General features: G+C 51.2%; 24 protein-coding genes. 10 read left to right on the top strand and 14 right to left on the bottom strand.

Annotated elements, in window-relative coordinates; all coding sequences use genetic code 11:
• Positions 1 to 262: 262 nt before the first annotated feature.
• Genes istB through EKM95_RS11855 form a run of 3 tightly spaced genes read left to right on the top strand, consistent with a single transcriptional unit; the run spans position 263 to position 1,427 of the window.
• Positions 263 to 1,021, top strand: coding sequence for an IS21-like element helper ATPase IstB (gene istB / locus EKM95_RS08780; RefSeq protein WP_125697576.1), 759 nt, complete (start codon positions 263 to 265; stop codon positions 1,019 to 1,021).
• Positions 1,018 to 1,224, top strand: a complete 207-nt coding sequence (locus EKM95_RS08785; RefSeq protein WP_003663192.1) for a hypothetical protein — start codon at positions 1,018 to 1,020, stop codon at positions 1,222 to 1,224. Before istB ends, EKM95_RS08785 begins: the two co-directional genes overlap by 4 nt.
• Positions 1,225 to 1,232: 8 nt before the next feature.
• A complete protein-coding gene (locus EKM95_RS11855; protein ID WP_225423266.1) occupies positions 1,233 to 1,427 on the top strand; it encodes a hypothetical protein in 195 nt (64 codons plus the stop codon).
• Between the two features lie 296 nt (positions 1,428 to 1,723).
• Here EKM95_RS11855 and EKM95_RS08790 read toward each other — a convergent pair whose 3' ends face one another.
• On the bottom strand, positions 1,724 to 6,769 hold the full coding sequence (locus EKM95_RS08790) for a SpaA isopeptide-forming pilin-related protein (RefSeq protein ID WP_164510151.1): 5,046 nt from the start codon (positions 6,767 to 6,769) through the stop codon (positions 1,724 to 1,726).
• A 1,330-nt stretch (positions 6,770 to 8,099) separates the two neighbouring features.
• Between EKM95_RS08790 and EKM95_RS08795 the strand changes: the two genes are divergently transcribed.
• Complete coding sequence (locus EKM95_RS08795; RefSeq protein WP_225423268.1) at positions 8,100 to 8,300, top strand: helix-turn-helix domain-containing protein; 201 nt, start codon at positions 8,100 to 8,102, stop codon at positions 8,298 to 8,300.
• Between the two features lie 71 nt (positions 8,301 to 8,371).
• On the opposite strand, the gene EKM95_RS08800 is transcribed toward EKM95_RS08795, so the two are convergent.
• From EKM95_RS08800 to EKM95_RS08815, 4 genes are all read right to left on the bottom strand, one after another.
• Positions 8,372 to 9,034, bottom strand: coding sequence for a YczE/YyaS/YitT family protein (locus EKM95_RS08800; RefSeq protein ID WP_125697580.1), 663 nt, complete (start codon positions 9,032 to 9,034; stop codon positions 8,372 to 8,374).
• A gap of 140 nt (positions 9,035 to 9,174) precedes the next feature.
• On the bottom strand, positions 9,175 to 10,332 hold the full coding sequence (locus EKM95_RS08805) for a Gfo/Idh/MocA family protein (RefSeq protein ID WP_125697582.1): 1,158 nt from the start codon (positions 10,330 to 10,332) through the stop codon (positions 9,175 to 9,177).
• Between the two features lie 19 nt (positions 10,333 to 10,351).
• Entirely contained in the window at positions 10,352 to 11,230 is an 879-nt protein-coding gene (locus tag EKM95_RS08810; RefSeq protein WP_125697584.1) for a sugar phosphate isomerase/epimerase family protein, read from the bottom strand.
• Between the two features lie 3 nt (positions 11,231 to 11,233).
• The gene (locus tag EKM95_RS08815; protein ID WP_164510152.1) at positions 11,234 to 11,977 is read right to left on the bottom strand and encodes a DUF4886 domain-containing protein; all 744 of its coding nucleotides are present in this window, start codon (positions 11,975 to 11,977) and stop codon (positions 11,234 to 11,236) included.
• A 234-nt stretch (positions 11,978 to 12,211) separates the two neighbouring features.
• Between EKM95_RS08815 and EKM95_RS08820 the strand changes: the two genes are divergently transcribed.
• Complete coding sequence (locus EKM95_RS08820; RefSeq protein WP_125697588.1) at positions 12,212 to 13,204, top strand: aldo/keto reductase; 993 nt, start codon at positions 12,212 to 12,214, stop codon at positions 13,202 to 13,204.
• Between the two features lie 186 nt (positions 13,205 to 13,390).
• Here EKM95_RS08820 and EKM95_RS08825 read toward each other — a convergent pair whose 3' ends face one another.
• The 3 genes from EKM95_RS08825 to EKM95_RS08835 all read right to left on the bottom strand — a co-directional run bounded on the left by EKM95_RS08825 (position 13,391) and on the right by EKM95_RS08835 (position 16,183).
• A complete protein-coding gene (locus EKM95_RS08825; RefSeq protein ID WP_125697590.1) occupies positions 13,391 to 14,680 on the bottom strand; it encodes an ABC transporter substrate-binding protein in 1,290 nt (429 codons plus the stop codon).
• A 156-nt stretch (positions 14,681 to 14,836) separates the two neighbouring features.
• Positions 14,837 to 15,490 carry a hypothetical protein gene (locus EKM95_RS08830; RefSeq protein ID WP_125697592.1) on the bottom strand — a complete coding sequence of 218 codons (654 nt, stop codon included), beginning with the start codon at positions 15,488 to 15,490 and terminating at the stop codon, positions 14,837 to 14,839.
• A 39-nt stretch (positions 15,491 to 15,529) separates the two neighbouring features.
• Positions 15,530 to 16,183, bottom strand: coding sequence for a hypothetical protein (locus tag EKM95_RS08835; protein ID WP_125697594.1), 654 nt, complete (start codon positions 16,181 to 16,183; stop codon positions 15,530 to 15,532).
• Between the two features lie 156 nt (positions 16,184 to 16,339).
• Here EKM95_RS08835 and EKM95_RS08840 point away from each other — a divergent pair, with 156 nt between their 5' ends.
• The 3 genes from EKM95_RS08840 (at position 16,340) to EKM95_RS08850 (ending at position 19,281) form a co-directional block, all read left to right on the top strand.
• Complete coding sequence (locus EKM95_RS08840) at positions 16,340 to 16,804, top strand: NUDIX hydrolase (RefSeq protein WP_125697596.1); 465 nt, start codon at positions 16,340 to 16,342, stop codon at positions 16,802 to 16,804.
• Between the two features lie 424 nt (positions 16,805 to 17,228).
• Positions 17,229 to 18,845, top strand: coding sequence for an Nramp family divalent metal transporter (locus tag EKM95_RS08845; protein ID WP_125697598.1), 1,617 nt, complete (start codon positions 17,229 to 17,231; stop codon positions 18,843 to 18,845).
• Position 18,846: 1 nt separating this feature from the next.
• Complete coding sequence (locus EKM95_RS08850) at positions 18,847 to 19,281, top strand: universal stress protein (protein WP_125697600.1); 435 nt, start codon at positions 18,847 to 18,849, stop codon at positions 19,279 to 19,281.
• 731 nt (positions 19,282 to 20,012) lie between these two features.
• On the opposite strand, the gene EKM95_RS08855 is transcribed toward EKM95_RS08850, so the two are convergent.
• The gene (locus EKM95_RS08855) at positions 20,013 to 21,548 is read right to left on the bottom strand and encodes a multicopper oxidase family protein (protein ID WP_125697602.1); all 1,536 of its coding nucleotides are present in this window, start codon (positions 21,546 to 21,548) and stop codon (positions 20,013 to 20,015) included.
• A 141-nt stretch (positions 21,549 to 21,689) separates the two neighbouring features.
• Here EKM95_RS08855 and EKM95_RS11690 point away from each other — a divergent pair, with 141 nt between their 5' ends.
• A complete protein-coding gene (locus tag EKM95_RS11690) occupies positions 21,690 to 21,854 on the top strand; it encodes a hypothetical protein (protein ID WP_164510153.1) in 165 nt (54 codons plus the stop codon).
• 84 nt (positions 21,855 to 21,938) lie between these two features.
• Here the strand turns inward: EKM95_RS11690 and EKM95_RS08860 are convergent, their stop codons facing one another.
• The 3 genes from EKM95_RS08860 to EKM95_RS08870 form a co-directional block, all read right to left on the bottom strand.
• Entirely contained in the window at positions 21,939 to 22,544 is a 606-nt protein-coding gene (locus tag EKM95_RS08860) for a sugar O-acetyltransferase (RefSeq protein ID WP_125697604.1), read from the bottom strand.
• 42 nt (positions 22,545 to 22,586) lie between these two features.
• The gene (locus EKM95_RS08865; RefSeq protein WP_125697606.1) at positions 22,587 to 22,844 is read right to left on the bottom strand and encodes a hypothetical protein; all 258 of its coding nucleotides are present in this window, start codon (positions 22,842 to 22,844) and stop codon (positions 22,587 to 22,589) included.
• Between the two features lie 249 nt (positions 22,845 to 23,093).
• Positions 23,094 to 23,351 carry a type 2 periplasmic-binding domain-containing protein gene (locus EKM95_RS08870; RefSeq protein ID WP_125697608.1) on the bottom strand — a complete coding sequence of 86 codons (258 nt, stop codon included), beginning with the start codon at positions 23,349 to 23,351 and terminating at the stop codon, positions 23,094 to 23,096.
• 138 nt (positions 23,352 to 23,489) lie between these two features.
• On the opposite strand from EKM95_RS08870, the gene EKM95_RS08875 reads away from it, so the two are divergent.
• The gene (locus tag EKM95_RS08875) at positions 23,490 to 24,218 is read left to right on the top strand and encodes a class I SAM-dependent methyltransferase (RefSeq protein WP_164510154.1); all 729 of its coding nucleotides are present in this window, start codon (positions 23,490 to 23,492) and stop codon (positions 24,216 to 24,218) included.
• A gap of 90 nt (positions 24,219 to 24,308) precedes the next feature.
• Here EKM95_RS08875 and EKM95_RS08880 read toward each other — a convergent pair whose 3' ends face one another.
• Positions 24,309 to 24,854 carry a ferritin-like domain-containing protein gene (locus EKM95_RS08880; RefSeq protein ID WP_125697610.1) on the bottom strand — a complete coding sequence of 182 codons (546 nt, stop codon included), beginning with the start codon at positions 24,852 to 24,854 and terminating at the stop codon, positions 24,309 to 24,311.
• Between the two features lie 14 nt (positions 24,855 to 24,868).
• A complete protein-coding gene (locus tag EKM95_RS08885; RefSeq protein WP_125697612.1) occupies positions 24,869 to 25,099 on the bottom strand; it encodes a heavy-metal-associated domain-containing protein in 231 nt (76 codons plus the stop codon).

The raw sequence follows: 25,099 nt of genomic DNA on the forward strand, positions 1-25,099 counted from the left end.
CCTCTGCATTCATTATACGACAGTAACGGAACGGTTCCCATGAAAACAAGGCACTTACAAATATTCAGTATCCACTAGCTAGAAAATACGCAGCTATTGAAATCGAAGCCGCGTGTACGACCGTGATGAAAATTGCGACCGCACCGACGGTGTCCGTAGTTGAACGGGTTATGAAAAGTCAAAAGATTCCAGCACCAAAGACGATTAACGAACCCGACTACGGTTTTACTCGTGGTGCAGCATACTTTGGAGGAAATGACTAATGGTAAATGACGAAACTCAACGGAAGTTACGGCAGATGAAGCTTACCTCTATGGCAAATGCCTTGGAAGCACAGGAAAGCAACCCAGAATATCGATCAATGAACTTTGATGATCGGTTCAAGTTACTCGTTGATGCGGCTTACGCAAGCCTTCAGTCAAATAGGCTGAATCGACTGATCAAGAGTGCAAATTTTCGGACGAATGAGCCATGTATAGCTGATATCAATTACTTGCCGGATCGTAAGTTGGATCGGAACTTGATTCAACGCCTTGCGACTGGCACGTATATTCAAGAGCACCATAACGTCATCTTAATGGGTGCTTCAGGTAACGGGAAAACATGGTTGGCGACAGCTTTGGGGATTGAGGCTTGCCATCAGTTTCATAAAGTAAAATATGTGCGTCTTCCCGAACTGATTGATGATTTGATTGTAGCGAAGCATGAGGCAAACGGTGACTTTCATAAGATTATTGAACGGTACAAGAAAGTTGAACTCTTGATCATCGATGAGTGGCTTTTGACGCCGATCAACGATGAACAAGCTCAGACTATTCTTGAGTTGATCGAATATCGAAGTCAGCGTGGTTCAACAATCTTTTGTACTCAATTCGCGCCGGAAGGCTGGCATAGTAAGCTGGGAAATCCACAGATTGCGGATGCGATCCTTGACCGAATCGTCCACGATTCTTACAAGCTCCTTATCCAAGGCGACAAATCGATGCGCGAGCGGTATGGAATCGGAGGCGAATTTGCATGATTTCAGTAGAACTGGAACAACGATTGGCGCTGTTCTATGCACATACAGACGCAATGGAAGACTGGGAAAACGTGCTTGGCGACGCACTGGTGGACATTATCTGGGAAAATAACGATAAATTGACGGATGACGAGCTTTTCGAATATGGAAAAGAAGTCATCGTGAAATACCTGGGTAAGTGCCGAGGAGACAAGCTCCCGTAAAACTGAAAGTGGCATCGCTGAAAACGCTCAGCGATGCCACTTTTGAAATTCTTGGTCAATTCTTTCGCCGAGTGGTGTCAATTTTAGCACCGAATGGGGTAAAAAAGATCGCCGAGTTGGGCAATTCGCTTCGCCGCCTTCATACGAAGGCCCGCAATCTCAAAAGACGAGATTGCGGGCCTATTTCAGCGGTCGATTACTAGGTGCCTACCTTACGAGCGGGATTCATATGCGGTCAGTTATTGGGTGCTTACGAATGAAAGGGCATAAGAAAAGCACCTAGACCAGTTAAGGCCCAAGTGCTTCATAAAAAAATTATCAACTCTACTTGACGAAGAGCCACAATCTCAAAAAACAAGTTTGTGGGGTTCCTTCGTATGGTCGAATATTAGGTGATTACTAATTGTTAGCGGTTTACTGACGCTCTAAAAATTTGAGTCGCAGTTCTTTTACTTCACTAAAACAATCCTTCAGCACCAGAGGCCCTTATTTTCTATCTCTACTGGCGTTCTCGTCTGTAAAGATTGAAAAGACTGTAGGTGAACATACTGAGCAACAAAGCCACTCCCATCAGTGTCGTTACTAAACTATTGCCATCTCCTGTAGCAGGCATGTTTTGGTCGCCTTTGTGCTTATCGTTGTTACTTTGTGATGAACTCTTCTTAAAATTCTTAGCCGTAACTACAGACTGTTTGCCACTAACTTGTAGGTCGATAGTAAATGAAAGCTTACCATCATTCAATTCATAACCAGCAGGGGCAGCAGTTTCAACAAAGTAGTAGTCGCCTGGCTTCAGGTCATCAACTTTAATCTGACCCTTGGCATTGGTGGTCAAGCCACTGGCAACCTTCGTCCCGTCCTTCTTATACAGATTGAACACGGCGCCCGCCAGGGCTTTACCTGTATCACCGTCCGTCTTATTCAGAACAACGGAACCGGTCTTTTCGGCATTTGTTGCGGAGACGGTCGCAACCTTGGTCGTTGCCTGGAATTCAACCGTAAAGTTCAATTTACCGTCATTCAATTCATAGCCAGCTGGCGCTGCTGTTTCAACAAAGTAGTAGTCACCTGGCTTCAAGTCATTAACCTTGATTTGACCCTTAGCGTCTGTGGTTAAACCACTGGCAACCTTAGTGCCGTCCTTCTTATACAGTTCGAATACCGCACCGGCAAGTGTTTTACCAGTATCACTATCCGTCTTGTTCAAGACAACGGAACCAGTCTTCTGAGCATTTGTTGCGGAAACGGTCGCAACCTTAGTCGTTGTTTGTAATTCAACGGTGAAGTTCAGCTTACTGTCATTCAATTCATAGCCAGCTGGCGCTGCTGTTTCGACAAAGTAGTAGTCGCCTGGCTTCAAATCATTGACTTGGATCTGACCTTTAGCATCTGTCGTCAAACCACTGGCAATCTTAGTGCCATCTTTCTTGTACAGATTGAATACTGCACCAGCAAGAGTTTTACCAGTATCGCCGTCTGTCTTGTTCAAGACGACCGAACCTGTCTTCTCAGCATTGGTTGCGGAAACGGTCGCAACCTTGGTTGTTGTTTGTAACTCAACCGTGAAGTTCAGCTTACTGTCATTTAATTCATAACCAGCTGGTGCTGCTGTTTCGACAAAATAGTAGTCGCCTGGCTTCAAGTTATTGACCTTGATTTGACCTTTAGCATCTGTCGTCAAACCACTAGCAAGCTTTGTGCCGTCCTTCCTATACAGATCGAACACGGCACCGGAAAGAACTTTACCAGTATCACCATCTGTCTTTGTTAGAAGAACGCTCCCTAATGCTTTATCATTTGTGACTGGAACTTTTAATTGAATACTATCGCCATTAATTGTAAAGGCATGCTGAGTATCATCTAGCTTATATCCATCAGGAGCCTTTGTTTCGACAATATAATAGTCTCCAGCATTAAGACCGGTATAACTTACAGTGCCATCTAATCCCGTCTTAAGATTCGAAGCAACCTTAGTCCCGTCTTTCTTATAAAGATCAAATATTGCTCCAGCTAAAGGACTTGAGTTATCAGCATCAGACTTCTCAATCGTGACCTTGCCTTTTTGATTAGTGGCAGAAACCAAGATATTATTATCAGCATTTGCTTCATTATACTGAAGATTGATTTCTTTTCCATTTGCCAAACTGGTAGAAATCACATAGCCATCTGGGGCCTTTGTTTCAACTAAAATATATTTTCCAGATTTAAGATTACTCCATGTGATACTGCCTGCAGCATCCGTCGTCCCTGTACGAAGCTTCTGCCCTTTTTGTCCGGAAACATCCGACCAAAGTTCAAAAGAAGCTCCAGCAATTGACTTTTTGGTATCTGCATCACTCTTAGTGAGAACAAGATTGGTGTTCTTACCAGTTGCTGACCCGCTATTGTTTACTACTGCCGTCGATCCACTGGTATTGTTATCAACATCTTTTTCGCCTTTTCCTGATATTGAAGCTGTATTTGTCAGCGTATCATTAATCTTTGACGAATTGATCAGTGAGCGATAGTGTATCGAGTAAGCCGAGCTGATTTCATTTGTAAAGGAAATCTTCATCGTTTGCTTACCAGTTGCATTATCAGTCTGCAAATCCACAGAGTAATCCTTACCAAGTACTAATGGATTACTCGTATCTTCGGTAAAGTTACCATTAGAAGCTACCTTTCCTGGATAGATCACAATAGAACTCTGATCAATAATCTGATTGTCAGAAGGCTCATCGGTAACAACTGCATCGCTGAAAGTTGATTGTGCTTTATTGACCCATATTGTCCACAACGCATAAGCAGAGTTCGTTGGATCTTGTTTACCACTCTTATCCAGAACATTACCACTGTTTGGCACTGTCACCTTAGCCGTCAAATCACTAGATTTTTCGTTATTTGTATAGGTTGCTGTATTGTCATATGACTTTTGATCAATGACCTTACCAGAGAGACTAGTCTGGTAAATCAATACATAAGCTTTAGAACTATCATTTGGTAATTTAGCAGTAAGCTGTTTCTTAGTACTGTCAAAGGAAATATTAGCGGAAGCAACTTGTGTCCCCAAAACATATGAGCCATTTGTGTTAATAGAAGCTTCATACAACTTGGCGCTATCTGCTACATAGTCTTGGTCACCAATAATTGGATCAGTAATGGAGGCATTGCTAAGTTTACGTTGATTATAGTTAGTAACCACGGTCCAAGTAATTTGCTTCGAAACGGCGTTGTAACTTCCTGACTTGCTGCCATCATTTTTAAACTCAGTCTTAGGAGTGAAGTCTGCCTGTCCCTTGTTTGTATGATCGTGACCGTCTTTGTCAGTCCAAGTTGCCGTCGCAGTGTTAGTCCACTTGCCCCCATCTGGAAGGCTATTCGTTTCAAAGGCAGTTTTATAACTTAGTGTATACCAACTTGTGGCATGTTCCTTTAAAGCATTAGCAAAGGATATGGTAAACCCGTTTCCCTGCTTGCTAATCACATAGTCCGTTCCTTCACTGAGAGTTGTATTATGATCTTTATCCTTTAAAACAAAGGAATCATAGTCTACGGTCAGCCCATTCGGGACTGGATCGGTCATTGACCAATTGCTCATATCTTGCCGAGCCATATTGATATCAAAGTTCCACGAAACAGTCTTAGCGTTGTAGTCAACGCTACCGAGTGACTTAGTTAGTCCCTGCTGTCCGACTGAATGATCTCCAGAATTCGAGGTTTTGCCGTTGCTAGTTACCGAGTTACTAATCTCTTGGCCTTTATCACCAATTGGGTCTGTTACTTGTGACTGATACGAAATTTTGACTCCCTTGTTCAGCCCATTGGGGAAAGTAATAGTCATTTCCGTTCTATCAGTGTTGTAAGTCACTTTATACTGATCGGGACTAATAGGGCCACCAGCCTCATCAACTAATGAAATCTTATTGTTCTCAGGGAATGTTTGACCCGGTGATAACGTATCCACCAATTTAGTATTAGCAGGAAGTGTCTTTTCGCCATAATTGTAGTCAATATGCCAATTATACTTTTGACTACCATTATTATCTTGACCGTCAAAACTCTTGTTTAAAAGTTTTCCGTAGTTAGCGTTGACTGTCGCACTAGCTGGATAGTTCTTATCACCGTTAGTTAAGGTAGCGTTGTTCGTAAAGGTTAATTTTCCACCATTATCTGGCAATTTACTCGAATCAATATCGCTAGTGTATTCAACCTTAAAAGCCTGATAGGTATCTGCATATGCACCAATAAACGTGATTTTTCCATTTTCAACCTTGTAATCTGTACCTTCTTTAAGAGGATCGCCAGTTTTAGTCACATTCCCATTCAGATCAACTGTCAAGGGATATACACTAACCGATTTCAGCGTGGTTGGCACAGTGTTAGTAGTATCACTTGGCATTGGGTCAGAAATTGTTGCATTCTTTAGCTCTTGACCATTGGTATTAATTGTGACGTTCCACGTAATCCCGGTTGGATTATTTCCAGATGTGTTAGCGCCAGTTAGTTGACCAGTCTTTGCGATGTCGTTACCACCTGATGGCTGAACAACGATTGGTATCGTTACCGGTCCAGTAGTCGTGTCAATGACAATGCCTTCTTTGCCAGACGATGAGTCACTGCTGATGGTAGAAGTATAACTAAATGTCCCTTCAATGTGGTTCACGTTTTCAACATCACTGTTAAAGGTGAACTTAACTGTGCCATCAGCAGCTATGCTATAAGTTCCATAGTCACCGAGAGTTCCCGTACCTGGTTTATAGGTAATTCCTTCAGGTAACTTAAATGAGAAATAGTCACCATCTTTAATTTGGTATCCGTCTTTCAGCTCATCCGGAATTGCCCACGTATATTGAAAATTAAGATTGGTATCTTTTGTCACTTGTGTAGGATCAACAGTATTACCTTTGCTATCTGTGAATTCAATATTTGCTCCGGTAATGATTGTTCCTTTGGAGGCATCTGGCAAATATTGTGAGATATCATTGCCCTCAGCACTCTCAGATACTGTCTTTACGATTTGGCTCTTCGAAGCAACACTAGAAGCATCCTTGCTGCTAACATTGGCTGAAGGCATATAAGCTTTTGCTGTTGAAGTAGTATCAGACAGTTTTGCAGTAACGTTTTGACCATCCGTTGAGAAATTGATAGATCCTTCTAAGGATGAAGTATCTGTGAGGCCTAGTTGGATCGTTGCTGTTCCAGAAACATTACCTAAAACCTCTAACTGTAATTTGTTGGCCGAATAGGTATATTTTCCAACAACTTTTTGACTGGCATCGAGAATATTAGAGTTGCTCGTCTCTTTCAGTTTCTGATCACCTGATAAGGATACTGAAACTTGCTCTTGAACAATTTCATCCGTTGAGTTGTTTAGTGAAAGTTTCAGCCCAATTGTTCGCGATCCAGGCGTTTCTTGGGTAGCCTTTAAAAGTTGAACAGTCTTGGAATCATTAGTACCGCCAGAGCTATCCGTCACCGCCCCTACAACTTGTGCCGAGGATTGTAAGAACAGCAGAAGCACTAAAACTAAAGCATATATTTGCTGTCCAATTTTCCTTTTATCCATGTTTTTTACCTCTTTCCATGATTGAGTTTCTACCCCTCAATTTATACATGATAATGTGAACACCCCACTTTCTTGAAATTCGAGTTTCCGCGTCTAACCATATGTTAATTTATATTACTAACCTGATGTGGTTTTGACTACGGTTACACACTTTAAATATACCAGGCTTCCACCGCTTATTCCACTTGTATAACAATGCGTTCAAACGTAACCTAAAAACAGACGCTCCATGTGTTCGACTGAAAAACTGGTTATTCAGTATAAGTCCAAAAGGCGCAACAGCACCCACGACTTAAACGGCATCGATTGAAAGCTGCAAACCAAACACGCTTACGGCCATCTAACAATTTAAGGACCTGCTTAAAAAAATCAAAACTATAGACATTCGCAAAGGATAAAGAACTGGAAGCTTGTTTGCCACGAAATTTAATTCACAAAGAGTAGCCATGTTACGGATAGCGTATACAAAAATGCCGCAAAGCATCCGAAAAGGTTTGGCTCCATCCTAATTTTGGAAAATGATGGGTGGCTTCATCGGTAGATCACCGTTAAGCACCTCTAAGAGGCTCTTGTCGATGTCGCGCTAAACCGGCATGGCAGTTCTGGATGTACCCGCTTATATCTGTGCACAAAGCTATCAACGCTGCGGATTCGAGGAGACACTCTGAGCACCACCATAAGCTCTGCGTAGAATTCTGAGCACTGCTCTAAGTGTGTGCTTGGGCAACACGAAGCACTGTTCTTCTCGTATACGGCAACACCGATTTCGGCAAAGTAACGCCGGTAGTGTCTGCCAGCACCACGGATCTGTTCGGTATTGCCACGCCTGAGTTCACGGCTAACCGTAAACTTGTTGCGATAAATCTGCTCGGCGGTTTGAACGATGACAAAAGCAGCTTGATGGAGTGCTTAAAGCTTCCCCCCGTTCGTCTAAACTGAGTTATTGATGTTGTCCTGTCGTGCTAATCTGAGAGTGGGTCATGATGACTCCTTTCTTATATGCATAAGGTGCTTATAAGCAAGGTTATCATGGCCATTTTGGCCTAGTCTATCAGCTTTTGCACTTCAAGTGTAAATGGCAATCGTAAAATGTAGCAAACCTACATTTTTAAATTGCCATTGACATCAAGTTAAAATCGGAGTTACAAGAAGCCCGAACTCAGTATAACGTTTTGCTAGTAAAAAAAAAGAAGCCAACACGCTTCTCTTTTTTCGTGGGGTGGCACGTTTGTGGCACATTCCATCAGCACATTATATAATATTGATTTAGCAAAGTGTCCTAAAGGGCAGTTTACACCGCGATTCTGAATTTCATTCGTTTGAGACGTTTATTTCCCGGGAAATGGGTCTGACATTTCAGCAATATCTGACCCAGTTGCGGCTGGCGCGCGCCGCCCAGCAATTGAAGACAAGCGGTAGCGCCATCGAAACGATCGCGTTTGCCTCGGGCTTCACCAGCATGCGCGCGTTTGACCAGCATTTTCGCGAGACCTATCACTGCACCCCGCGCGCCTACCGCGACCGCGGGTGAAAACACAAACAGGGCGCCCAGATTTCGATATCTCGGCGCCCTGTTGTTGTTTTCCCCGGCTTCCTGTGCACTCAGATTCGCTGGTGCTTCAGTCGTGGAAAAATATGCGTATCCGCCCAGCCAACCACGCTGCCGGAAAACGCCAGCGAGAAGATCGTCCCGATATTGACTGCATAAATATGATGCGAGATCACCACGCAAATCAAGATCAGCACCAGCGGCGGCATAAACGCAACCAACTGTGCGCGCACCGCACTGCCTTTGAAAAAGTGGAAGCGGATGATCTGCATCAGATCGTCGCTGGGATGCAGCATCAGATTCACCCGCTGGTATAAGGAAATACCGATCGCAATCAGGCAAATACCAAGCAGGTCGAACAAAATGCGTCCCCACAGCGGCAAGCTCCCCCAAGGCAGGCGGGCGACTAAGGCCGAAAACCCACCGACCAAATAGGAAAATGGCAACATGAAGATCAAATTGCCGAGCACCCGCCGCCACTCCCATTTGCGAAGCAACAGCGCATTGGCGATGATCGTCAGGCCGCCCAGTCCCATCATCACGGTGCCCAGATCGATCGGCAAAATGTGGCTGATGTTCACCGCCGAGGCGGTCCACAAAGCCGAGCCGAGGTTCAGCGCAACTGTGATGCCATTGCCAAGCGCATTGATAACCAGCGACAAGGCAAAATAGCCGAGCAGCTCTGGCAGGGGTAATTTGATCGAAGTCTGATTCATTGAAAGAAAGCCTACTTTCCGCAAGATCACGGCACAAGGCCGTCCTCTGTAGCATACGCGTCTGCAGGCCAAGGTGAAAGGGTGGGCAAGCGACTGGTATCATTTTGGCGGTGATGCGACATCTTTTGCCCAGCGCTGCGTTAATACGTATCCGTCAGATCGATTGCAACGTCGCTTCCGGCCTTTTTTGCGTGAGAGGCCGCGCGCCGCTCATTCAATTCAGCCAAAAACAGGTCCTCGTCGATTGGCGCCGTCACCGGTCGACCCAGCCAAGAGGAGAGGTGAATCATGTTCGACACCGTCAAGCCATTGATGCCTTCTTCCCCGCGGGCGATCAGCGGCGCGCCTGTCAGTAGGTGCTGGCCGAAATTGCGCAGGATGCCGACGTGCTGAGGATTACTGCCATCGGTCTCGACCAGCTCCGCGTGCACGACCGGTCGGGCAAAGGCCTGCTCACTGTGTTGGCAAACGTCACGGATATTTTCATCCAAGCGAAAAAGCGTCAGACGCCCGCCATCACAGACGATCTTGCCTCGTTCCATCGTCACCTCGAAGCGGTTGGTGCCGGGATAATCCCCGGTAGACGTCACAAAAACGCCGGTCGCGCCATTTGGATATTTCAGATAAGCGGTCACGTCATCTTCAACTTCAATATCATGCCAGTGGCCATTTTGGGCAAAGGCTTGAATTTCGCTTGGCATGCCGCAGATCCACTGCAACAAGTCCAATTGATGGGGACACTGATTGAGAAGCACCCCGCCACCTTCGCCATTCCAGGTCCCACGCCAATCGCCGGAGTCATAATAGGCCTGCGTGCGGAACCAGTCCGTGATGATCCAGTTGACGCGCATGATCGCCCCAAATTCGCCGCCTTGCACAATGTCATGCATTTTGCGGTACACACTATTGGTGCGCTGATTGAACATCATGGCAAACGTCAGCCCGCTTTTGGCCGCCGCCGCATTTTCCTCGCGCACCTGCTTGGTATAGACCCCAGCCGGCTTTTCCGACAGGACGTGCAGGCCATGAGCAAAGGCATCTTCGGCGAGTTCGGGGTGCTGATAATGTGGCACCGCGATCAGCACCGCATCCACCAGCCCGCTTGCGATCAACTCCTTCCCTTCTGAAAAAACCGTGACATCAGCCGGCAGCGTCTCGGCCGCCCACTGCCGGCGACTGGCCCGCCGATCCGCCACCGCGACCAGTTGCAATTCGGGCACCTGCCCGCCGGTGATCGACGTGGCATGCGCCGAGCCCATGTTACCGATGCCGATGATGCCAAAGCGTACTTGTGTCATTGATCTAACCTCCCGTGGCTCATTGCCACGCTTCGTCAAGTTCCTGCAATAGTTTACGCAGCGCCGCGGCAGCCGTGGAAAAAGCCTGCGCACCATCGCCTTGCGCAGCAGGCGGCAGCGACACCCGCGTTTGTTCCAAGCCGGCAAAGCCGCCAAATTCGGCCAGATGAGGCTCTAGCGATAAGAAGCCGTGATAATCCGCAGCGGCCAGTGCGGCGAGCACCTTTTTCACCTGACCATCGCCAAAACCAGCCGGCACCACATGGCCATCTGAGGCGATTGCGTCCTTGATGTGGACGTAGGCGATGCGGTTCTTCAGCAAGTCATAAGCATGGGGAAAAACGGTGACGCCACCTTGGACAAAATTGGCTGGATCAAACGCGGTCTGGACCTGGTCATCCGCCAGCGCGTCAAAGAGGGCCAGCTCCGCTTCCGGTGTCTCGCCGAAGATCTCTTTTTCGTTCTCGTGCAGCAGGGTGATCTGCGGATAGGCTTTCGCGGCGGCCGCAAATTGTTGCCAGCGCGTGATCACCTCCGCCTGATAGGAGGCGATGCGTTCGCCGGCCGGGGCGTAAAAACTGAACAGCCGCACATATGGCGCCTCAAATAGCGCAGCCAGGTGCAGGACGTGCTTGAATTTGGCCAGATGTGGCGCAAAGTCATCGGTGATCGTGATTTTTCCGATCGGCGAGCCCAGGCTGGACACCTGGATGCCGGCCGCGGTGAGCGTTTCGTGATAGGCGTGCGCCTGGTCATCGGAAAAAACAGCCACATTCACGCCATCGATGCCGCGAATCTCGATGTGACGGATGCCATTTGCCTGGAGCACCGCGATCTGTTCGGTCAAACTTGGGCCGATCTCATCGGCAAAGCCAGTGATCGTAAAATGATGGTTCATGTCTTATTCCTCCAGCGCAGCAACGACCTGCGCGATCTGCTTGCAAACGTCTGGATCCAGCTGGCGCAGCGCCGCGACATCCGGCATCGGTACCTGGTCGGCCGGCACGCCGGCCAACGCCTGAAGCCAAAGCAGCGCCGCCCCGTATTTTCCATAATCATTCAGATGATAGCCATCCTCAACGTTGAGCGGGTGGGTCGCAAAAAACGGCAGTGCCCGCATTTTTTGTATCAACGTCCCCGTTGGCAACAGCGTCGCGCCGACTTGCCGGCTGACTTGGGTGTAAGCCGCCTCCAGCTGCGCAAACATCTCATCTTGGTCGCGGTGATAAAAGGCAAAATCACGGTGGTCACTGGCGCGATCGTAGGCCCAAGTCTCCTGCATCCAAAAATGCGCTTGTGGTTGTGCCTGCCGCAGATGGGCATAGACCAATCCCGCATAAGGCTGGTAAGTATCCAGTAGTCCCGAGTCGCCACTCGCCTGCTGGGAAAAGATATGGTCCCATCGCTCTTCAGGCAAGATCTGATCGATGCTGACAAGGTGCGCGTCATCCCTGTCGTCACCATTTAGCTCATAACGGTATTCAGCATTATTCGCCTGAATATTATGCCAGTGCCGCTCAAGCGGACAGCCGCCAACAAAGAGATTCACCACCTTCAACGCAACTCCCGCAGCTTGGGCTAACGGGTAAAGATAATGCGTCGTGTTGTTTGAAAAACTGTTTCCCACTGCCAATATTTTAAGCAAGATACCCCTCCGATGGTGCTGACCTGGCACCAAATGTGATAGCGCTCTCAACCTCTAACAGGATAGCGGACTGACTTCAAATTGCAAGGCGAACCGGCCGCTTTTACCACTTGTCTAAACGGATATACCAATTTTATTTTGACCCCAGGCAAAAGAGGCGGCCTAAGCCGGACAAAGTTGCGTAAACTAGTTAGATGGAAACCTGATCAACTTTTACATAGGAAGGATAATCATATGACTCAATATCTTGCAGCGAGTGATCGCTATGAACAATTGCCTTACAACCATGTCGGCCGCTCCGGCTTGCGCGTTGCCCCACTTGCGCTTGGCCTCTGGCACAACTTTGGCGACATCGACGCCTTGAGCAATCAACGCGCCTTGCTCCGCTATGCCTTTGACCATGGCATCACGCATTTTGACATGGCTAACAACTACGGCCCATCTGCCGGCAGCGCTGAGTCGAATTTTGGCCAGCTTTATAAGGAAGACTTCAAGCCGTATCGCGACGAGCTTGTTTTGTCCAGCAAGGCCGGCTTCTACATGTGGCCAGGCCCTTACGGCGAATACGGCTCGCGCAAATACATCATCGCCAGCGCCGACCAGAGCCTGCGCCGCACAGGCCTAGATTATTTCGATATCTTTTATTCCCATCGTTATGATCCGAACACCCCGCTTGAGGAAACCGCAGAGGCCCTCGATCACCTCGTTCGCCAAGGAAAGGCGCTGTACATCGGCATTTCCAACTACGGCGTCGAAGAGACCGCGGCAATCACCAAGATCTTCCGCGAGCTCAAGACCCCGTATATCATTCACCAGGATGCGTACAACATGTTCCATCAGGAGCCGGCGACCTCGGGCCTGTTTGACCTCCTTGAAAAAGAAGGCACAGGGGCGATCGTCTTCTCGCCGCTGGCGCAGGGGCAACTGACCGACCGCTACCTCAATGGTATTCCAGACGACTCACGCGCGGTGCGCGAAGGCGATTGGATGCAAAAGGAGGTCAAGGCGCATCTGCCAAAGATTCACCAGCTCAACGCGATTGCCCAGCAGCGCGGCCAGAGCCTCGCAGAAATGGCGCTGGCCTGGGATCTTCAGCAGCCCGCCGTCATGACCGTTCTGATTGGCGCGTCCAAAGTTTCCCAGTTGGAAGATAACCTCAAAGTGCTCGATCACCTCGACTTCACAGAGGACGAGTTGAAAGCAATCGATGACGTGCTGAAAGCATAGGGTATGAAGCCGAGTGTTTAGGGGTGGCCAGCTAACTTTAGGGTGTGGCGATGCGCGTGCGTGTCGCTTCGCTCTTCGACCCCTCGCCTACCCCACAGCCTTAACCAAAAAAAGACCCGGTCCGCCCGGTCACTTCCCATTTCTGAGAAGCGACCGGTGCAGGCCGGGTCTTTGATTCGAGTCGTGTTACTTCGCTGCTTTCAGAATCGGCTCCGTTTTCGCTTGGAGCTCATCGAAGGCCGTTTTGCCATCCTTGTTCTTGGTCAGCGTGAGGTCGACAGTACTCATCAGCTGATTGCGGTAATCATTGTAGCCGGCAAAAATGGTCGAGCCAAAGCTGGCCGGAACCGCATCGACCGCTGCTTGGTAGGCTGGGTTCTGCTTGAGATAATCCTGGTAGGACTGCGAGTCAGTGCCACTCTTGGTGACCGGCACGTAGCCCGTTTTTTCCGCCCAGTACGCGGTGCTTTCGGCCTTCAGCAAGAACTTGTTGAACGCCCAGGCGCCGGCTTGTTGGGTCTTGGTCGCGCCCTTGAACATCACGTTGTCATTGCCGTTCAGCGGCGTGCCAGTGTTGCCGTTATAGCTGGGAATCGTGGCGGTGCCCCAGTTCATGTCCTTCGGTGCGTGTTGGGCCATGTCTGGAATGGAGGCAGACGAGCCGACCCCAAAGACCGCCTTCTTATTGATCAAGGCCACATCGAAATACCAATCCTGGCCGGCTGTTTGCAGATACCCGTCCTTACGCAGCGTCAGCAGTTTGTTGACCGCCGCTAGCGTTGTCGGCGCATTGAGGTTGGCCTTCAGATCCTTGGTGATCAGCTGATGGCCGGCTTGTTGCGCCATGCTTTCCAGCGTCACGTCGTATGAATTATCGAGGGCCATCGCCGTCAGCTTCTGCGGCTTGAGGATCTTGCCCGCCGTTGCGACATCATCCCAAGTCTTCGGCAACTGCACATTGTACTTGGTCATCAGGTCCTTATTGTAAAAAAGGATGCTGGTGGAAACGGAAAATGGTAGCCCGTAATATTTGCCCTGGTACTTGCCACTTTCGAGGAAGCTCGGGTAAATGTCAGCCAGCTGTGCCGCCGATAACTTGTTATCGCCGTTCAGCATCTGGTCGTCAAACGGAATCAGAAAATCATTTTTAACATAATCGCCGATGTTCGTGTACGGCGTCTGGGACAGCGTTGGCAGGGTCTTGGACTTCGCCGCCGCCATGATCTTTTGCTGAAGCGCATCATAGCTGCCCTGAGAAACACCGACCACCTTGTATTGCTTCTGGGAATCGTTGAACTGCTTGATCAAGTGATCCAGTGCGGTCTTGTACGAGCCCGTCATCCGGTGCCAATACGTGATCTTGACCGGCTCTGCCGCCTTCTTTGTGTTTGTGGTCGTTGCGCTTTTGCCGCAGCCGACCAGCAGCAATGCCATGGCCGCCACCCCAGCTGCCTTGAGAAACCAACTTTTTTTCATGAACAAACGCCTCCTGTATTCCTCAGCTGCAGCCGAGGTGTCTTGACAGAAAACATCATGACAGAAAATCGGCGTAATTGGAAGTATTTTGACCGATGAATACGTTTTCTAAGACGAATCGCGGCTAAATGCGACCGCCGGGACCGAATGACCTGGTCAGGCGCGGCGCAAAATATAGAACTTCTTCCCGCTTGGCAAGACGACCCGAAAGCCCTTGTACTTGTGGTTGCCCGCGTTGGTCGTGACCCAGGCCAGCGTCCAGCGCTCTGGCCCCGCCTTGGCGAGGTTCACCCGTAAATTATTCGCGGAATAGGTCCAGGTGAAGGTCTGCTTATCGCCAGTCTTTCGATTCTGAAGCGAACCGGTGTGATCTGCTTTAAAAACCACTTGTGCTAGCGGCTTCGGTAGCGGCGGGCGATCCGGCTGGGTCGTCATGTTGCTTTGATTCCCTTCCGGCAGCGCCGACCCTGCATATTGATACCAAGTGTATGCAGAATTCGTCAACGGCTTCATCGGCGAGCGCCGGACATAGAGCCAGAACCCGCCAAATGCCAGCAACAAAACGGCTACGATGCCCAGCCTGATCGCCAATTTCCGGTACTTCCATGGCGTCTTGGGTGGCGCGATCTGGGGCCGCTCGATATCCATCGTGTTTGGGATATAAATATTGGGTTTATCTTCCTCTTGCGGCGCCGCCTGTTTGCCATCATGCAGGCCGGTCGACATGTTGCCAACCGCCTTGCCCAGCCGCTGCATCCCAGTCGGCTGCTGGCGCTGCGCATCGCGGCGCTCATTTTCATCTTCTGCCATCGACTCATCTCATTTCTATTTCCCGGGAAATGCGCTCGCTCAGCGCTTGTGCAACAGGTAAAATGCTGTGCCGCCGCCATCCACGCTGACGGAAAATCCCGAATACTTCTGTTTCTCTAAATTGTTGCTCACTTTGGCCAAGCCCCAATGTACCGCCGGTTGGCCCTTGAACTTGACCATGAGCTTGTTTGGCGCATAGGTCCAGGTGAAGGGCTGCGTGCCATCCGTGCCGACGCGGACGCCAGTGTGGTCCTTGTTGAACCGCACACTGGCCGCGGCGGCTTTGGTGCGCTTGCTCGGGTGCGCGTTGTCAAACAGCGGCAGGACATTTTCCGCCTCGAATTTGGAGGATGGCTGCGTCAGCGCAGACTGGGTGTATTCAAACCAATACTGCTTCGGGTCCGTCAAGCCGACCATCGGCGAAACAGTCAGATTATGCCAAGCCACAGCCGCCGCAACGACCAATACCAGCACGACGCCGATCACCCACACCGGCCGCCGGTATTTCCACTGTTTTTTTGGCGGCTTCATCTCCGGCAGGTGAAAATCGGTCGGTACTGTCGTCTGCTTTCTGTCCGATTCGAGTCTCGCCTTCGCAAGGTCGCTTCGCTGCGTCGGCCCTGCCCCAAGACCACCGAGACTGCGGCCGACTTGCTCAAGCGGCGAGTTGCCACCACGTTGCTTTTCTGCCATGACACGCCCTCCTCAAGATACCGCCAGAATCCTTCAACTTTAGTGTACCGGTTCGGGTGGGAAAAGCCAGTGAGGCACTCAAGGATTCTGTGGTCAAATTATAGATACTCGCTTTTTTCCCTTGGCGCGGCTAGAATCAAGCAAGGAGGTGGCCTCATGACATACGGCTATATCAAAAAAATTCGCAGCTTGGTCGGACATATGCCGATCATTCTCAACACCAGCGCCGGCTTGATCTTGAACGACAAAAACGAGGTGCTGCTCAACCTGCGCACCGACACCCACAACTGGAGTTTGCCAGGTGGGTACCTCGAATATGGCGAGACCTTCGCAAAAGCCTGCATCCGCGAGATGAAAGAAGACAGCGGCTTGGACGTCCGCGTTATTCGCCCACTACACCTGTTTGATGAAGGCGATGTCCATTACCCAAACGGCGACGTGGCCCAATGCATCACCCAGCTCTTTTTATGCGAACCGATCGGCGGCCACCTGCTAGACCACATGACAGACGAAACAGAAGGCCTCGCCTATTGGCCCCTCGACCAACTCCCACCCCTCCTGAATTGGCAGCAAGAAGCCATGTTGGCATACGCCAGAGAATATCTTATTCAACATAACTAGGCCAACAGGGCTTCTTGCGAGTGAGCTTGCGAACGAGCAGGTACGTCGCAAGTTTCTGTTATTATGGGCCATGTTGGCATTCGCAAGAGAAAATCTAATCCAACATAACTAGGCCAACAGGGCTTCTTGCGAGTGAGCTCGCGAACGAGCAGGTCCGTCGCAAGTTTCTGTTATTGCCATAAAAATAACAAAATATCCTATCACAAGTCTCTTCAGCCACTCTATGAAAACATTCCTTTTCACCCAGGTAAATTTTGTTAGCCAGCACATAACCGTCATTTGGTTGTGTGCTTTTATTTTGCGTTTTTGCCGAACAATAGGCACCAGTCACTTCAATTATTGTCTTAGGGAATCCTAAACTTTTACTTTACATTCAAGACATCGGTCGTATACTGAGTGGTGGTTTCAGAAAGGAAGGGACAAAATGAAAGAAACACCACGCACGGAGCAGGCGCCTCGACACAAATTGATCGAGTACGCGAACGGCCCCTCGCTGGAGGAGATCAACGGCACCGTTGAAGTTCCCCATGGCAAAGGGTTTTGGCGCACCTTATTTGCTTATTCAGGTCCCGGGGCTTTGGTTGCCGTCGGTTATATGGATCCAGGCAACTGGTCGACCAGCATCACCGGTGGGCAAAACTTCCAGTACCTCCTGATGTCAGTGATTTTAATGTCAAGTTTGATCGCCATGTTACTTCAATATATGGCGGCGAAACTTGGCATCGTTACCCAAATGGACCTCGCCCAGGCGATTCGCGCCAGGACGAGTAAAACGCTCGGCATTGTGTTATGGATCATGACAGAACTCGCCATCATGGCAACGGATATTGCGGAAGTCATCGGCGCGGCCATCGCGCTTTACCTCCTGTTCCACATTCCGCTGGTCATCGCGGTCTTCATCACTGTATTTGACGTCTTGCTATTATTGCTTTTGACACGTATCGGGTTCCGCAAGATCGAAGCAATCGTGGTCTGCCTGATTCTCGTGATTCTTTTTGTTTTCGTTTACCAAGTCGCACTGTCACGCCCAGATTGGTCCGCCGTCCTGTACGGTTTGGTCCCGTCGGCAAAAACATTCGCAACGAGCCCATCAGTTGGCGGCATGACCCCCTTGAATGGTGCGTTGGGCATCATCGGGGCGACGGTCATGCCCCATAACCTGTACTTGCACTCCGCAATCTCCCAAACGCGCAAGATCGACCACAACGACGAAGAAGATGTCGCAACGGCCGTCCGTTTTTCCGCTTGGGACTCCAACATTCAGTTGACCTGCGCGTTTTTCGTCAACTCCCTGCTGTTGATCATGGGCGTTGCTGTTTTCAAAACAGGCGCCGTCAAGGATCCATCGTTCTTCGGACTGTTCCAGGCGCTTTCTGACACCTCGACCCTGTCCAACGGCATCTTGATCAGCGTCGCCAAGTCCGGCGTTCTGTCCGTGCTGTTTGCGGTCGCCCTGCTCGCCTCTGGCCAAAATTCCACTATCACCGGCACCCTGACCGGCCAAGTCATCATGGAAGGGTTCATTCACATGAAGATGCCGCTGTGGGCACGGCGGCTCGTCACCCGCTTGATCTCCGTGATCCCCGTCCTGATCTGCGTGGCCATGACCAGCCGGCAATCAGAAGTCCAGCAGCACGAGGCCCTCAACACCTTGATGAATAACTCACAAGTGTTCCTGGCCTTCGCCTTACCATTTTCCATGTTGCCGCTGCTACTGATGACCGACAACGCGACTGAAATGGGCGACCGGTTCAAAAATGTGCTGTGGGTCAAGATTTTTGGCTGGATCTCAGTCATCGGCCTGACCTTCCTGAACATGCTGAACCTGCCGGATGCCTTTGCAGATTTCGTTTCCCCGTCACTGGCGACGCAAGCGCATATTGTGGCTTACATCGCAATCGTTTTGATCATCGCCTTGTTGGCCTGGACGATCATCGATATGTACCGCGCCGACAAGGAATTCAACATGTCCCTAGCTGACCAACGCGCAACCGAGCTGGAGGAAGATCAGCGTCGTCGCGCAAATAAGGAGGAGAAGTAAGATGGCAGAAGATTATAAGACCATCCTCGTCGGGGTCGATGACTCGCAGGACGCACTGGCTGCGTTCCGTTACGCGATTCACCGCGCCCGCGTCGACGAGGCGAGCCTCATCATCACCACGATTCTCGAATCCGGCGAAATGAATGTGTATGAAGCCCTCACCAAGGATTATGTCCACGGCGAGCGCGAGGAACTTGAAGAACATTTGAAGGAGTATGTCGCGCTGGCCGAAAAAGCCGGCATCAAGTCGGTCCGTGCGGTGATCGGTGAAGGCGATGCAGGCGAAACGATCGTCAAAACGATCATCCCCGCCGTTTCGCCGGACCTGCTCGTGATCGGTGCGGCCGCCAAGACTGGCATCGCCAAGCATTTTGGCAGCCAGGCGGCCTACATGGCGAAATACGCCCCTTGCTCCGTCTTGGTCGTTCGCGATTAGCCCCATGCCACGGTGGTGTTGATCACATGATCACGCAAAAAAGATGTGCAGACGAATTTGCCTGCACACCTTTTTTGTATCCAACCACTGGCGAAAATCGTAAGCACCATATACGACCTTCCATTTTTAAAAAAATCAGAATCGAAAAAAAAGATTCGGCCCCTATGTACGACAAACACACCGGTCGACGTGTCTTTTCAGCCATGGCCAGTGTGCATTGGAGACTTTAGATTAGGAGACTGAGGGCGCCTTGCCGCGGGGCTTAGCGGGATCAGATTTTCAACGTGGCAGCTTGATCAAGGTGCAATTTTTGCTGCCGGACAACGGTGGTACTGGTGGTACGCCCTCTCGCCTAATTTATGACACCACTGACTCGGATGCCCTTCATAGCGGCTGCTCTAGGTTTGCGACGGGGGTGGACTCCCTCGCCGGGCACGCCGTCTCGGAGGAAAGCAATCTGTGTGGCCACGCCAGATACCTCTTCAACTGTCGATTAATATACTCCCTTGTAAACGGTTTTGTCAACTTTATTTGTCAACAATTAAAACACGTAAACTTCTCGTCGCACCGGCATTTCTGCGACTGTCTTGTCAGCGGTCGATATATTTATTTAAAATAACTTTTTCACCGTAACGAAAAAGTGCGGGCCGTCCGCTTGATCACACCTTGCCACGCCGCTTCCGCCCACCAAAAAAGCGGCCTCCTCAGCCGCTTTTTCCCTGCCACGTCACTTACATCTTCATGCCCATTTTCATATAGGAATCCATCCCCGCCATCCAGAGGTCCTCGGGCTTGATTCCGCGTTCCTCAGCAAAGGCGTGGACGAGCGTGTCCATGTCCATCAGCTTGTATGTCTTGTTCGGCTCGGCTGGATCGATGACCTGAATCTGGGCCATCATCCCGCCGTCTTCATGCTCAATGATGTGGCAGTGATACATGTAAACACCAGGTAGATCAAAGCGCACCAGCAGGCGGACCGTTTCGCCCGGATTGACGCCGACCGTGTCCTTGAAGCCAGTCTCGTTTGGATACGGCGCGTGGCCATTGCGGCTGACCACCAGGAACTGTGTCCCATGCACGTGGAACGGATGCACCATGCCACCGTGCATCGTGTTGGTGTTTGTCACATCCCAATACTGGGCCTGCCCCAACTGCTGCGTGGCGTCGATGCGCTGCATGTTGAACTTCTTGCCGTCGATCGCGACCGCCTCGTCCATGCCGCTCATCACGACCTTGCGCACAGGCATCACCGGATCCGGAAGCGGCGCCTGCACATCCAGCAGGTCCGCAGGCAAGGCCGTGTCATCCGGCGCAAACGCGTGAATGCGAAACGACACAATCGGCACGTCATCGGAAAATAGGGTGACGGTGTCGCCTTCCTTGTAGTCCTTGAAATCGACGATCACCTCGGCCCGCTCGGCACAGGTCATCATCAGATGCGTCAAGGTCACCGGATGCGCCAGCAAGCTTGAATCCCCGGAGATCTGCGTGAATGGCAGGTCATCGGAAAAATGCAGGCGCCATTCACGCCGGTTGGCCCCATCGAGAATGCGTAGCCGCAATTTCTGCGTTGTGACATCAAAATACGGATTGACCGTGCCATTGATCAACGCAGTCGGCCCCTGCACCCCATCCGGATCGTAATCCGCGCGGTAATCCCACTGATTATTTTCGTGGAAACGGCGGTCCTGAAGCACCAGCGGAATGTCGTTGACGCCATAGTCATGCGGCAGTGGCAGGCTGTTGATATGGTCGTCAGTGACCAGCGCCAACGTGGCCAAGCCGTGCCAGACCTGCTCGGCCGTGCTCGGACACGGATGGGCGTGTAGCCACGTGGTCGCCGCTGGTTGATCCAAGGTGAAATCGATGTCCGAACTTTCCCCCGGATAAACAGGCGCGTGGCACCCGCCATCCACATAAGGTCCCGTGACCGCCAACCCGTGCCAGTGGAAGGTGGTCAGTTCCTTGAGATGGTTTTGCAGATGCACATGGATATGTTTGCCGACTGGAAAAACGATCGTCTGGCCCAACACGCTGGCATTATAACCCCAGGTCTTCGTCTTAGCCCCAGGCAAGATCTGAGTCTCGCCGGCCTGCGCGGTGACTGTGTAATACAGATCCGTCGCCGTTTCCTTGTCCGGCTTCAACAGCGGCGGAATCGCCAGCGGCCGCGCCGGCGCCGCTGCGACCTCAAGCGGCACATACCCGCCATCGTGGGTGTTGAAGGCCGGTTCGTCAAAAAAGTAATCCGAGTAGACTTTGCTCATGCTAATGCCCTCCCTTTACTTTGTACCAGTTCTAGTTTACCACCTTGATGCAGGGACGGAAGATTATTTTTTAGGCATTCCTTATTCGGGCTGCGGCCAAAGTGGTACACTTTTTCTGAAAGCAGAAATGGAGGGGTCCAAATGGGAACAATGCCAAAAACGCTGGCGTGGCTGATCGTCATCGCGAACGTGATCTTGATCGGGCTAGTCCTGACGATGCACAATATGGCCGCGATGATCTTGATGGCGGCGATCATGCTGGTCGATGCCTTGAATGGGTTGTGGGGCGCGTATCAGCACCACTGACAGGCCAGGACGCAAAAAGACGTTGCAAGCTGAGAAAAGCCGCAGCGTCTTTTTCTATGTAAGCCAAGAATCGCCGCAACCTTTTTAGTCGATCTGATTCCAGTCGATCTTGCGGTCCTTAAAATAAACTTCCTTATCATGGTCGTTGATCGGCCGCAACACCCGCGCTGGGTTGCCGACCGCCACCACATTGTCCGGCAGATCATGGGTGACAACACTGCCGGCGCCAACCACGACATTATTGCCGATCGTGATGCCAGGGAGCACGATTGCGCCGCTCCCAAACCAACAATTTTCACCGATATGCACCGCCTGATTAAACTGATACTCACGGCGACGCAGGGCAGGCAAAATGGGGTGCGCGCCGGTCGCGATCGTGACATTCGGGCCAAACATCGTGTTGTCGCCGACATAAATGTGCGTGTCGTCGACCAACGTCAAATTGAAATTCGCGTAGATGTGGTCGCCAAAATGGGCAAAATGGCCCGCCCAGTTGGCGTGAAGCGGCGGCTCAATGTAGCAATGCGGCCCGATCTCGGCAAACATCTCCTGCAGCAATTGTGCGCGCTTGGCGACTTCACTGGGCCGACTGTGATTATAATCATATTGTTTTTCCAAGCAGGCGCTTTGCGCGGCCAGCAGCTCCTCGCGCGGCAGATACAAGCTGCCATCATGCATGTCTTCGTTCATTCGTGTTTCCCTCACTTATCGGTTTGTTGTTGAGACTGTTTTTTAAAAAGAGTGCCCTGTTTGGTATCGACGTAGGCGGGCTGCAGTTTGGTCGAGCTGTTTTGCACAGTCAGCGCAGGGGGCTTTGTATCCCAGCTGAAAGTGGCCCTTAAATTGCGTGGTTTGCTTGGCAGTATCGATCGTGAAGGTCGCCTTGCCCCCATTGCCGTGGCTCTTGCGGTCTAGCGTCCCCGTGGTGCCCTTGATCTGCAGATGGCCGCGAAACAGATCACCACTACGATAAACCGTGATAATCACCATCCAGCGACGCGGCCTGCGCGCGGCCCCCAGCGTCAGTCTCAGCAGTAGGGTCGCCAAGGCAGAGGCAGCGCTCCGTTAAAAATTTTTCAATCTGTTTTCCCCCAATTGATCGATACAGTCACCACTCTATCCGAGGGCGAGACCGTTTTCAATATAAAAACCGTCCGACAGTTAGCTTCTGCCAGACGGTCATAGCCAAATAAAGTGGGCTTGCCCACAAAAAAATCCAGGGGTGCTCGAGCGGTGCGATCAAGGTTGCGAGATCACCTGCTGAAAAGCCGCAAGTTTGGCCGAATAGTCAGCCGGTTTGATGGTCCCAGTAAAGGCGCCGATCATCAGCGCCGGTGCGTTGTCCCACAGCTGCGCCATTTGCGGCATCTTCGGCATCAAGACCGAACGACGGGCCTGCGCAACCACGGCAGCGGCGACGGGATCGGTGGTCAACGCAGACGTTTGCAGCGCCTGTTTATCGATTGGAATCTGCCCCTGCGCTTGATAGCGTGCCATTTGGCCAGCGCGATCGGTGAGATATGCCGCTAAGGTCTGGGCGGCTTGCTGATTGGCTGGCGTCGTATAATTAAAGTTATTTTAACCGGGACAACGCGTTTCTGGTACACTGGCCTCATCAAGAAAGGTGGCTTCATTGTGACCGCACTCTATGACGATCCAGACTTTTTTGCCCAATACCAGGCGATGCCGCGCAGCCAGGCGGGCCTCAGCGCAGCCGGCGAGTGGCCGACTTTTGAAAAATTATTACCAGACGTGGCCGGCAAGCGCGTCCTCGACCTGGGCTGCGGGTACGGTTGGCAGTGCCGCTATGTCGCCGATCACGGCGCGGCGGCGGTGCTGGGCGTCGACGCTTCGGAGAAGATGCTCGCGGTAGCCCGCGAAAAAAATGCGGCGCCGGCCATCACCTATCAGCAAGCCACCATCCAAGCGCTTGCCGCCCCAGCCGGCAGTTTTGACCTTGTTTTGTCGTCGCTGGCCCTGCATTACCTGGAAGATTTTGGGGCGGTGGTGGCGCATGTCCATCAGTGGCTCGCGCCGGGCGGTGTCTTTTTGTTCACTGTGGAGCACCCCATTTTCACCGCGGAAGGCAGTCAGGACTGGCTGTACGACAAAAACGGCGCGCCGTGGAAATGGCCCGTCGATCATTATTTTGATGAGGGCAAACGCGAGGCCCATTTTCTGGACCGCACCGTCACCAAATATCACCACACCCTGACGACGTTTGTGGACACCCTACTCACGCATGGGTTTACCTTGCAGCGGCTAGTCGAACCGCAGCCCGCTCCCGCTCTGCGCGACCGGCCGGACATGCAGACCTCGCTGCGCATGCCGATGATGCTGATCATCAAGGCGCAGCGGCAATGACCGCCTTACAAAAAGGACGTTGACAGCAGTGACTGCCTCAACGTCCTTTTTTGGTGCGAGCGGGTGGCCGACGTCTCACGCTGGCCGCCGCTAATCCTCGTCGTCCTCGTCTTCGTCGCGCAAACCTTCCCAAGCCGTTTTGCCTAGAATCGCCTGCAGCTGGCGAATCGCGTGATTATTTTCTCCGCGCACCGTGGTCAGCGCCACCGCCATTGCGGGCCGGTCCTCGCGCTGGGCTAGCTTGATCGCCCGGTCGATGAAGAGATTGGCCATGGTCAGGTCATGGGCGCTGACATCAACGATCGTTTCGGCCGGCGAAAACATCAGCCGCGGTTCCTCGTCGATCTTGCCGTAAGCCGCGATCTCCGCGGTCGTGGCAGGCGGCAGCTCATTTTCATCCAACAACAGATCGCCGAGGCGGTCGAGCTGTTCCCGCACCATGTCGATCAGCGTCTGATACAGCGCCTGTAGACTGGCGGTTTGGGGGCCGCTGACGAACCAACGCGCCTGGTGAAATTTCACATCCAGCACCCACAGATTGGCGACGATGTGGCTGGTCATCGCCCCGGCAGTCGGCTTGTGATGATCCAGGTCCGCCTGCGCCACACTCGCTTGATAACGTTCTTCAATCGTCATTTCGTTTCGCTCCTTTACGCTTCGGTGACTTTGCTGCTTTTGACTTCATAGCCCAGGTCGCTCACGACTTGGGTCAACTGGTCGGCGGCAATCTGGCTGTCGTCGAATTGCGCCTTCACTTTGCCGGCATTGAATAACACTTTGACCGTTTCGACACCGGGCTGGTTCTTGACCGCCGTTTCGATCTTCGTCAGGCAAGACGGGCAGGTCAGCTCATCGAGTTGTAGGGTTAATTTTTTTGTCAT

Source organism: Lacticaseibacillus yichunensis, from assembly GCF_003946405.1.
Taxonomy (GTDB): Bacteria; Bacillota; Bacilli; order Lactobacillales; family Lactobacillaceae; genus Lacticaseibacillus; species Lacticaseibacillus yichunensis.

What these genes read in the sequence shown, in the direction of transcription:
- istB (WP_125697576.1), top strand. Translation starts at nt 263, where the DNA reads ATGGTAAATGACGAAACTCAACGGAAGTTACGGCAGATGAAGCTTACC.
- EKM95_RS08785 (WP_003663192.1), top strand. Translation starts at nt 1,018, where the DNA reads ATGATTTCAGTAGAACTGGAACAACGATTGGCGCTGTTCTATGCACAT.
- EKM95_RS08790 (WP_164510151.1), bottom strand. Translation starts at nt 6,769, where the DNA reads ATGGATAAAAGGAAAATTGGACAGCAAATATATGCTTTAGTTTTAGTG.
- EKM95_RS08800 (WP_125697580.1), bottom strand. Translation starts at nt 9,034, where the DNA reads ATGAATCAGACTTCGATCAAATTACCCCTGCCAGAGCTGCTCGGCTAT.
- EKM95_RS08805 (WP_125697582.1), bottom strand. Translation starts at nt 10,332, where the DNA reads ATGACACAAGTACGCTTTGGCATCATCGGCATCGGTAACATGGGCTCG.
- EKM95_RS08810 (WP_125697584.1), bottom strand. Translation starts at nt 11,230, where the DNA reads ATGAACCATCATTTTACGATCACTGGCTTTGCCGATGAGATCGGCCCA.
- EKM95_RS08820 (WP_125697588.1), top strand. Translation starts at nt 12,212, where the DNA reads ATGACTCAATATCTTGCAGCGAGTGATCGCTATGAACAATTGCCTTAC.
- EKM95_RS08825 (WP_125697590.1), bottom strand. Translation starts at nt 14,680, where the DNA reads ATGAAAAAAAGTTGGTTTCTCAAGGCAGCTGGGGTGGCGGCCATGGCA.
- EKM95_RS08830 (WP_125697592.1), bottom strand. Translation starts at nt 15,490, where the DNA reads ATGGCAGAAGATGAAAATGAGCGCCGCGATGCGCAGCGCCAGCAGCCG.
- EKM95_RS08835 (WP_125697594.1), bottom strand. Translation starts at nt 16,183, where the DNA reads ATGGCAGAAAAGCAACGTGGTGGCAACTCGCCGCTTGAGCAAGTCGGC.
- EKM95_RS08840 (WP_125697596.1), top strand. Translation starts at nt 16,340, where the DNA reads ATGACATACGGCTATATCAAAAAAATTCGCAGCTTGGTCGGACATATG.
- EKM95_RS08845 (WP_125697598.1), top strand. Translation starts at nt 17,229, where the DNA reads ATGAAAGAAACACCACGCACGGAGCAGGCGCCTCGACACAAATTGATC.
- EKM95_RS08850 (WP_125697600.1), top strand. Translation starts at nt 18,847, where the DNA reads ATGGCAGAAGATTATAAGACCATCCTCGTCGGGGTCGATGACTCGCAG.
- EKM95_RS08855 (WP_125697602.1), bottom strand. Translation starts at nt 21,548, where the DNA reads ATGAGCAAAGTCTACTCGGATTACTTTTTTGACGAACCGGCCTTCAAC.
- EKM95_RS11690 (WP_164510153.1), top strand. Translation starts at nt 21,690, where the DNA reads ATGGGAACAATGCCAAAAACGCTGGCGTGGCTGATCGTCATCGCGAAC.
- EKM95_RS08860 (WP_125697604.1), bottom strand. Translation starts at nt 22,544, where the DNA reads ATGAACGAAGACATGCATGATGGCAGCTTGTATCTGCCGCGCGAGGAG.
- EKM95_RS08865 (WP_125697606.1), bottom strand. Translation starts at nt 22,844, where the DNA reads ATGGTGATTATCACGGTTTATCGTAGTGGTGATCTGTTTCGCGGCCAT.
- EKM95_RS08870 (WP_125697608.1), bottom strand. Translation starts at nt 23,351, where the DNA reads ATGGCACGCTATCAAGCGCAGGGGCAGATTCCAATCGATAAACAGGCG.
- EKM95_RS08880 (WP_125697610.1), bottom strand. Translation starts at nt 24,854, where the DNA reads ATGACGATTGAAGAACGTTATCAAGCGAGTGTGGCGCAGGCGGACCTG.
- EKM95_RS08885 (WP_125697612.1), bottom strand. Translation starts at nt 25,099, where the DNA reads ATGACAAAAAAATTAACCCTACAACTCGATGAGCTGACCTGCCCGTCT.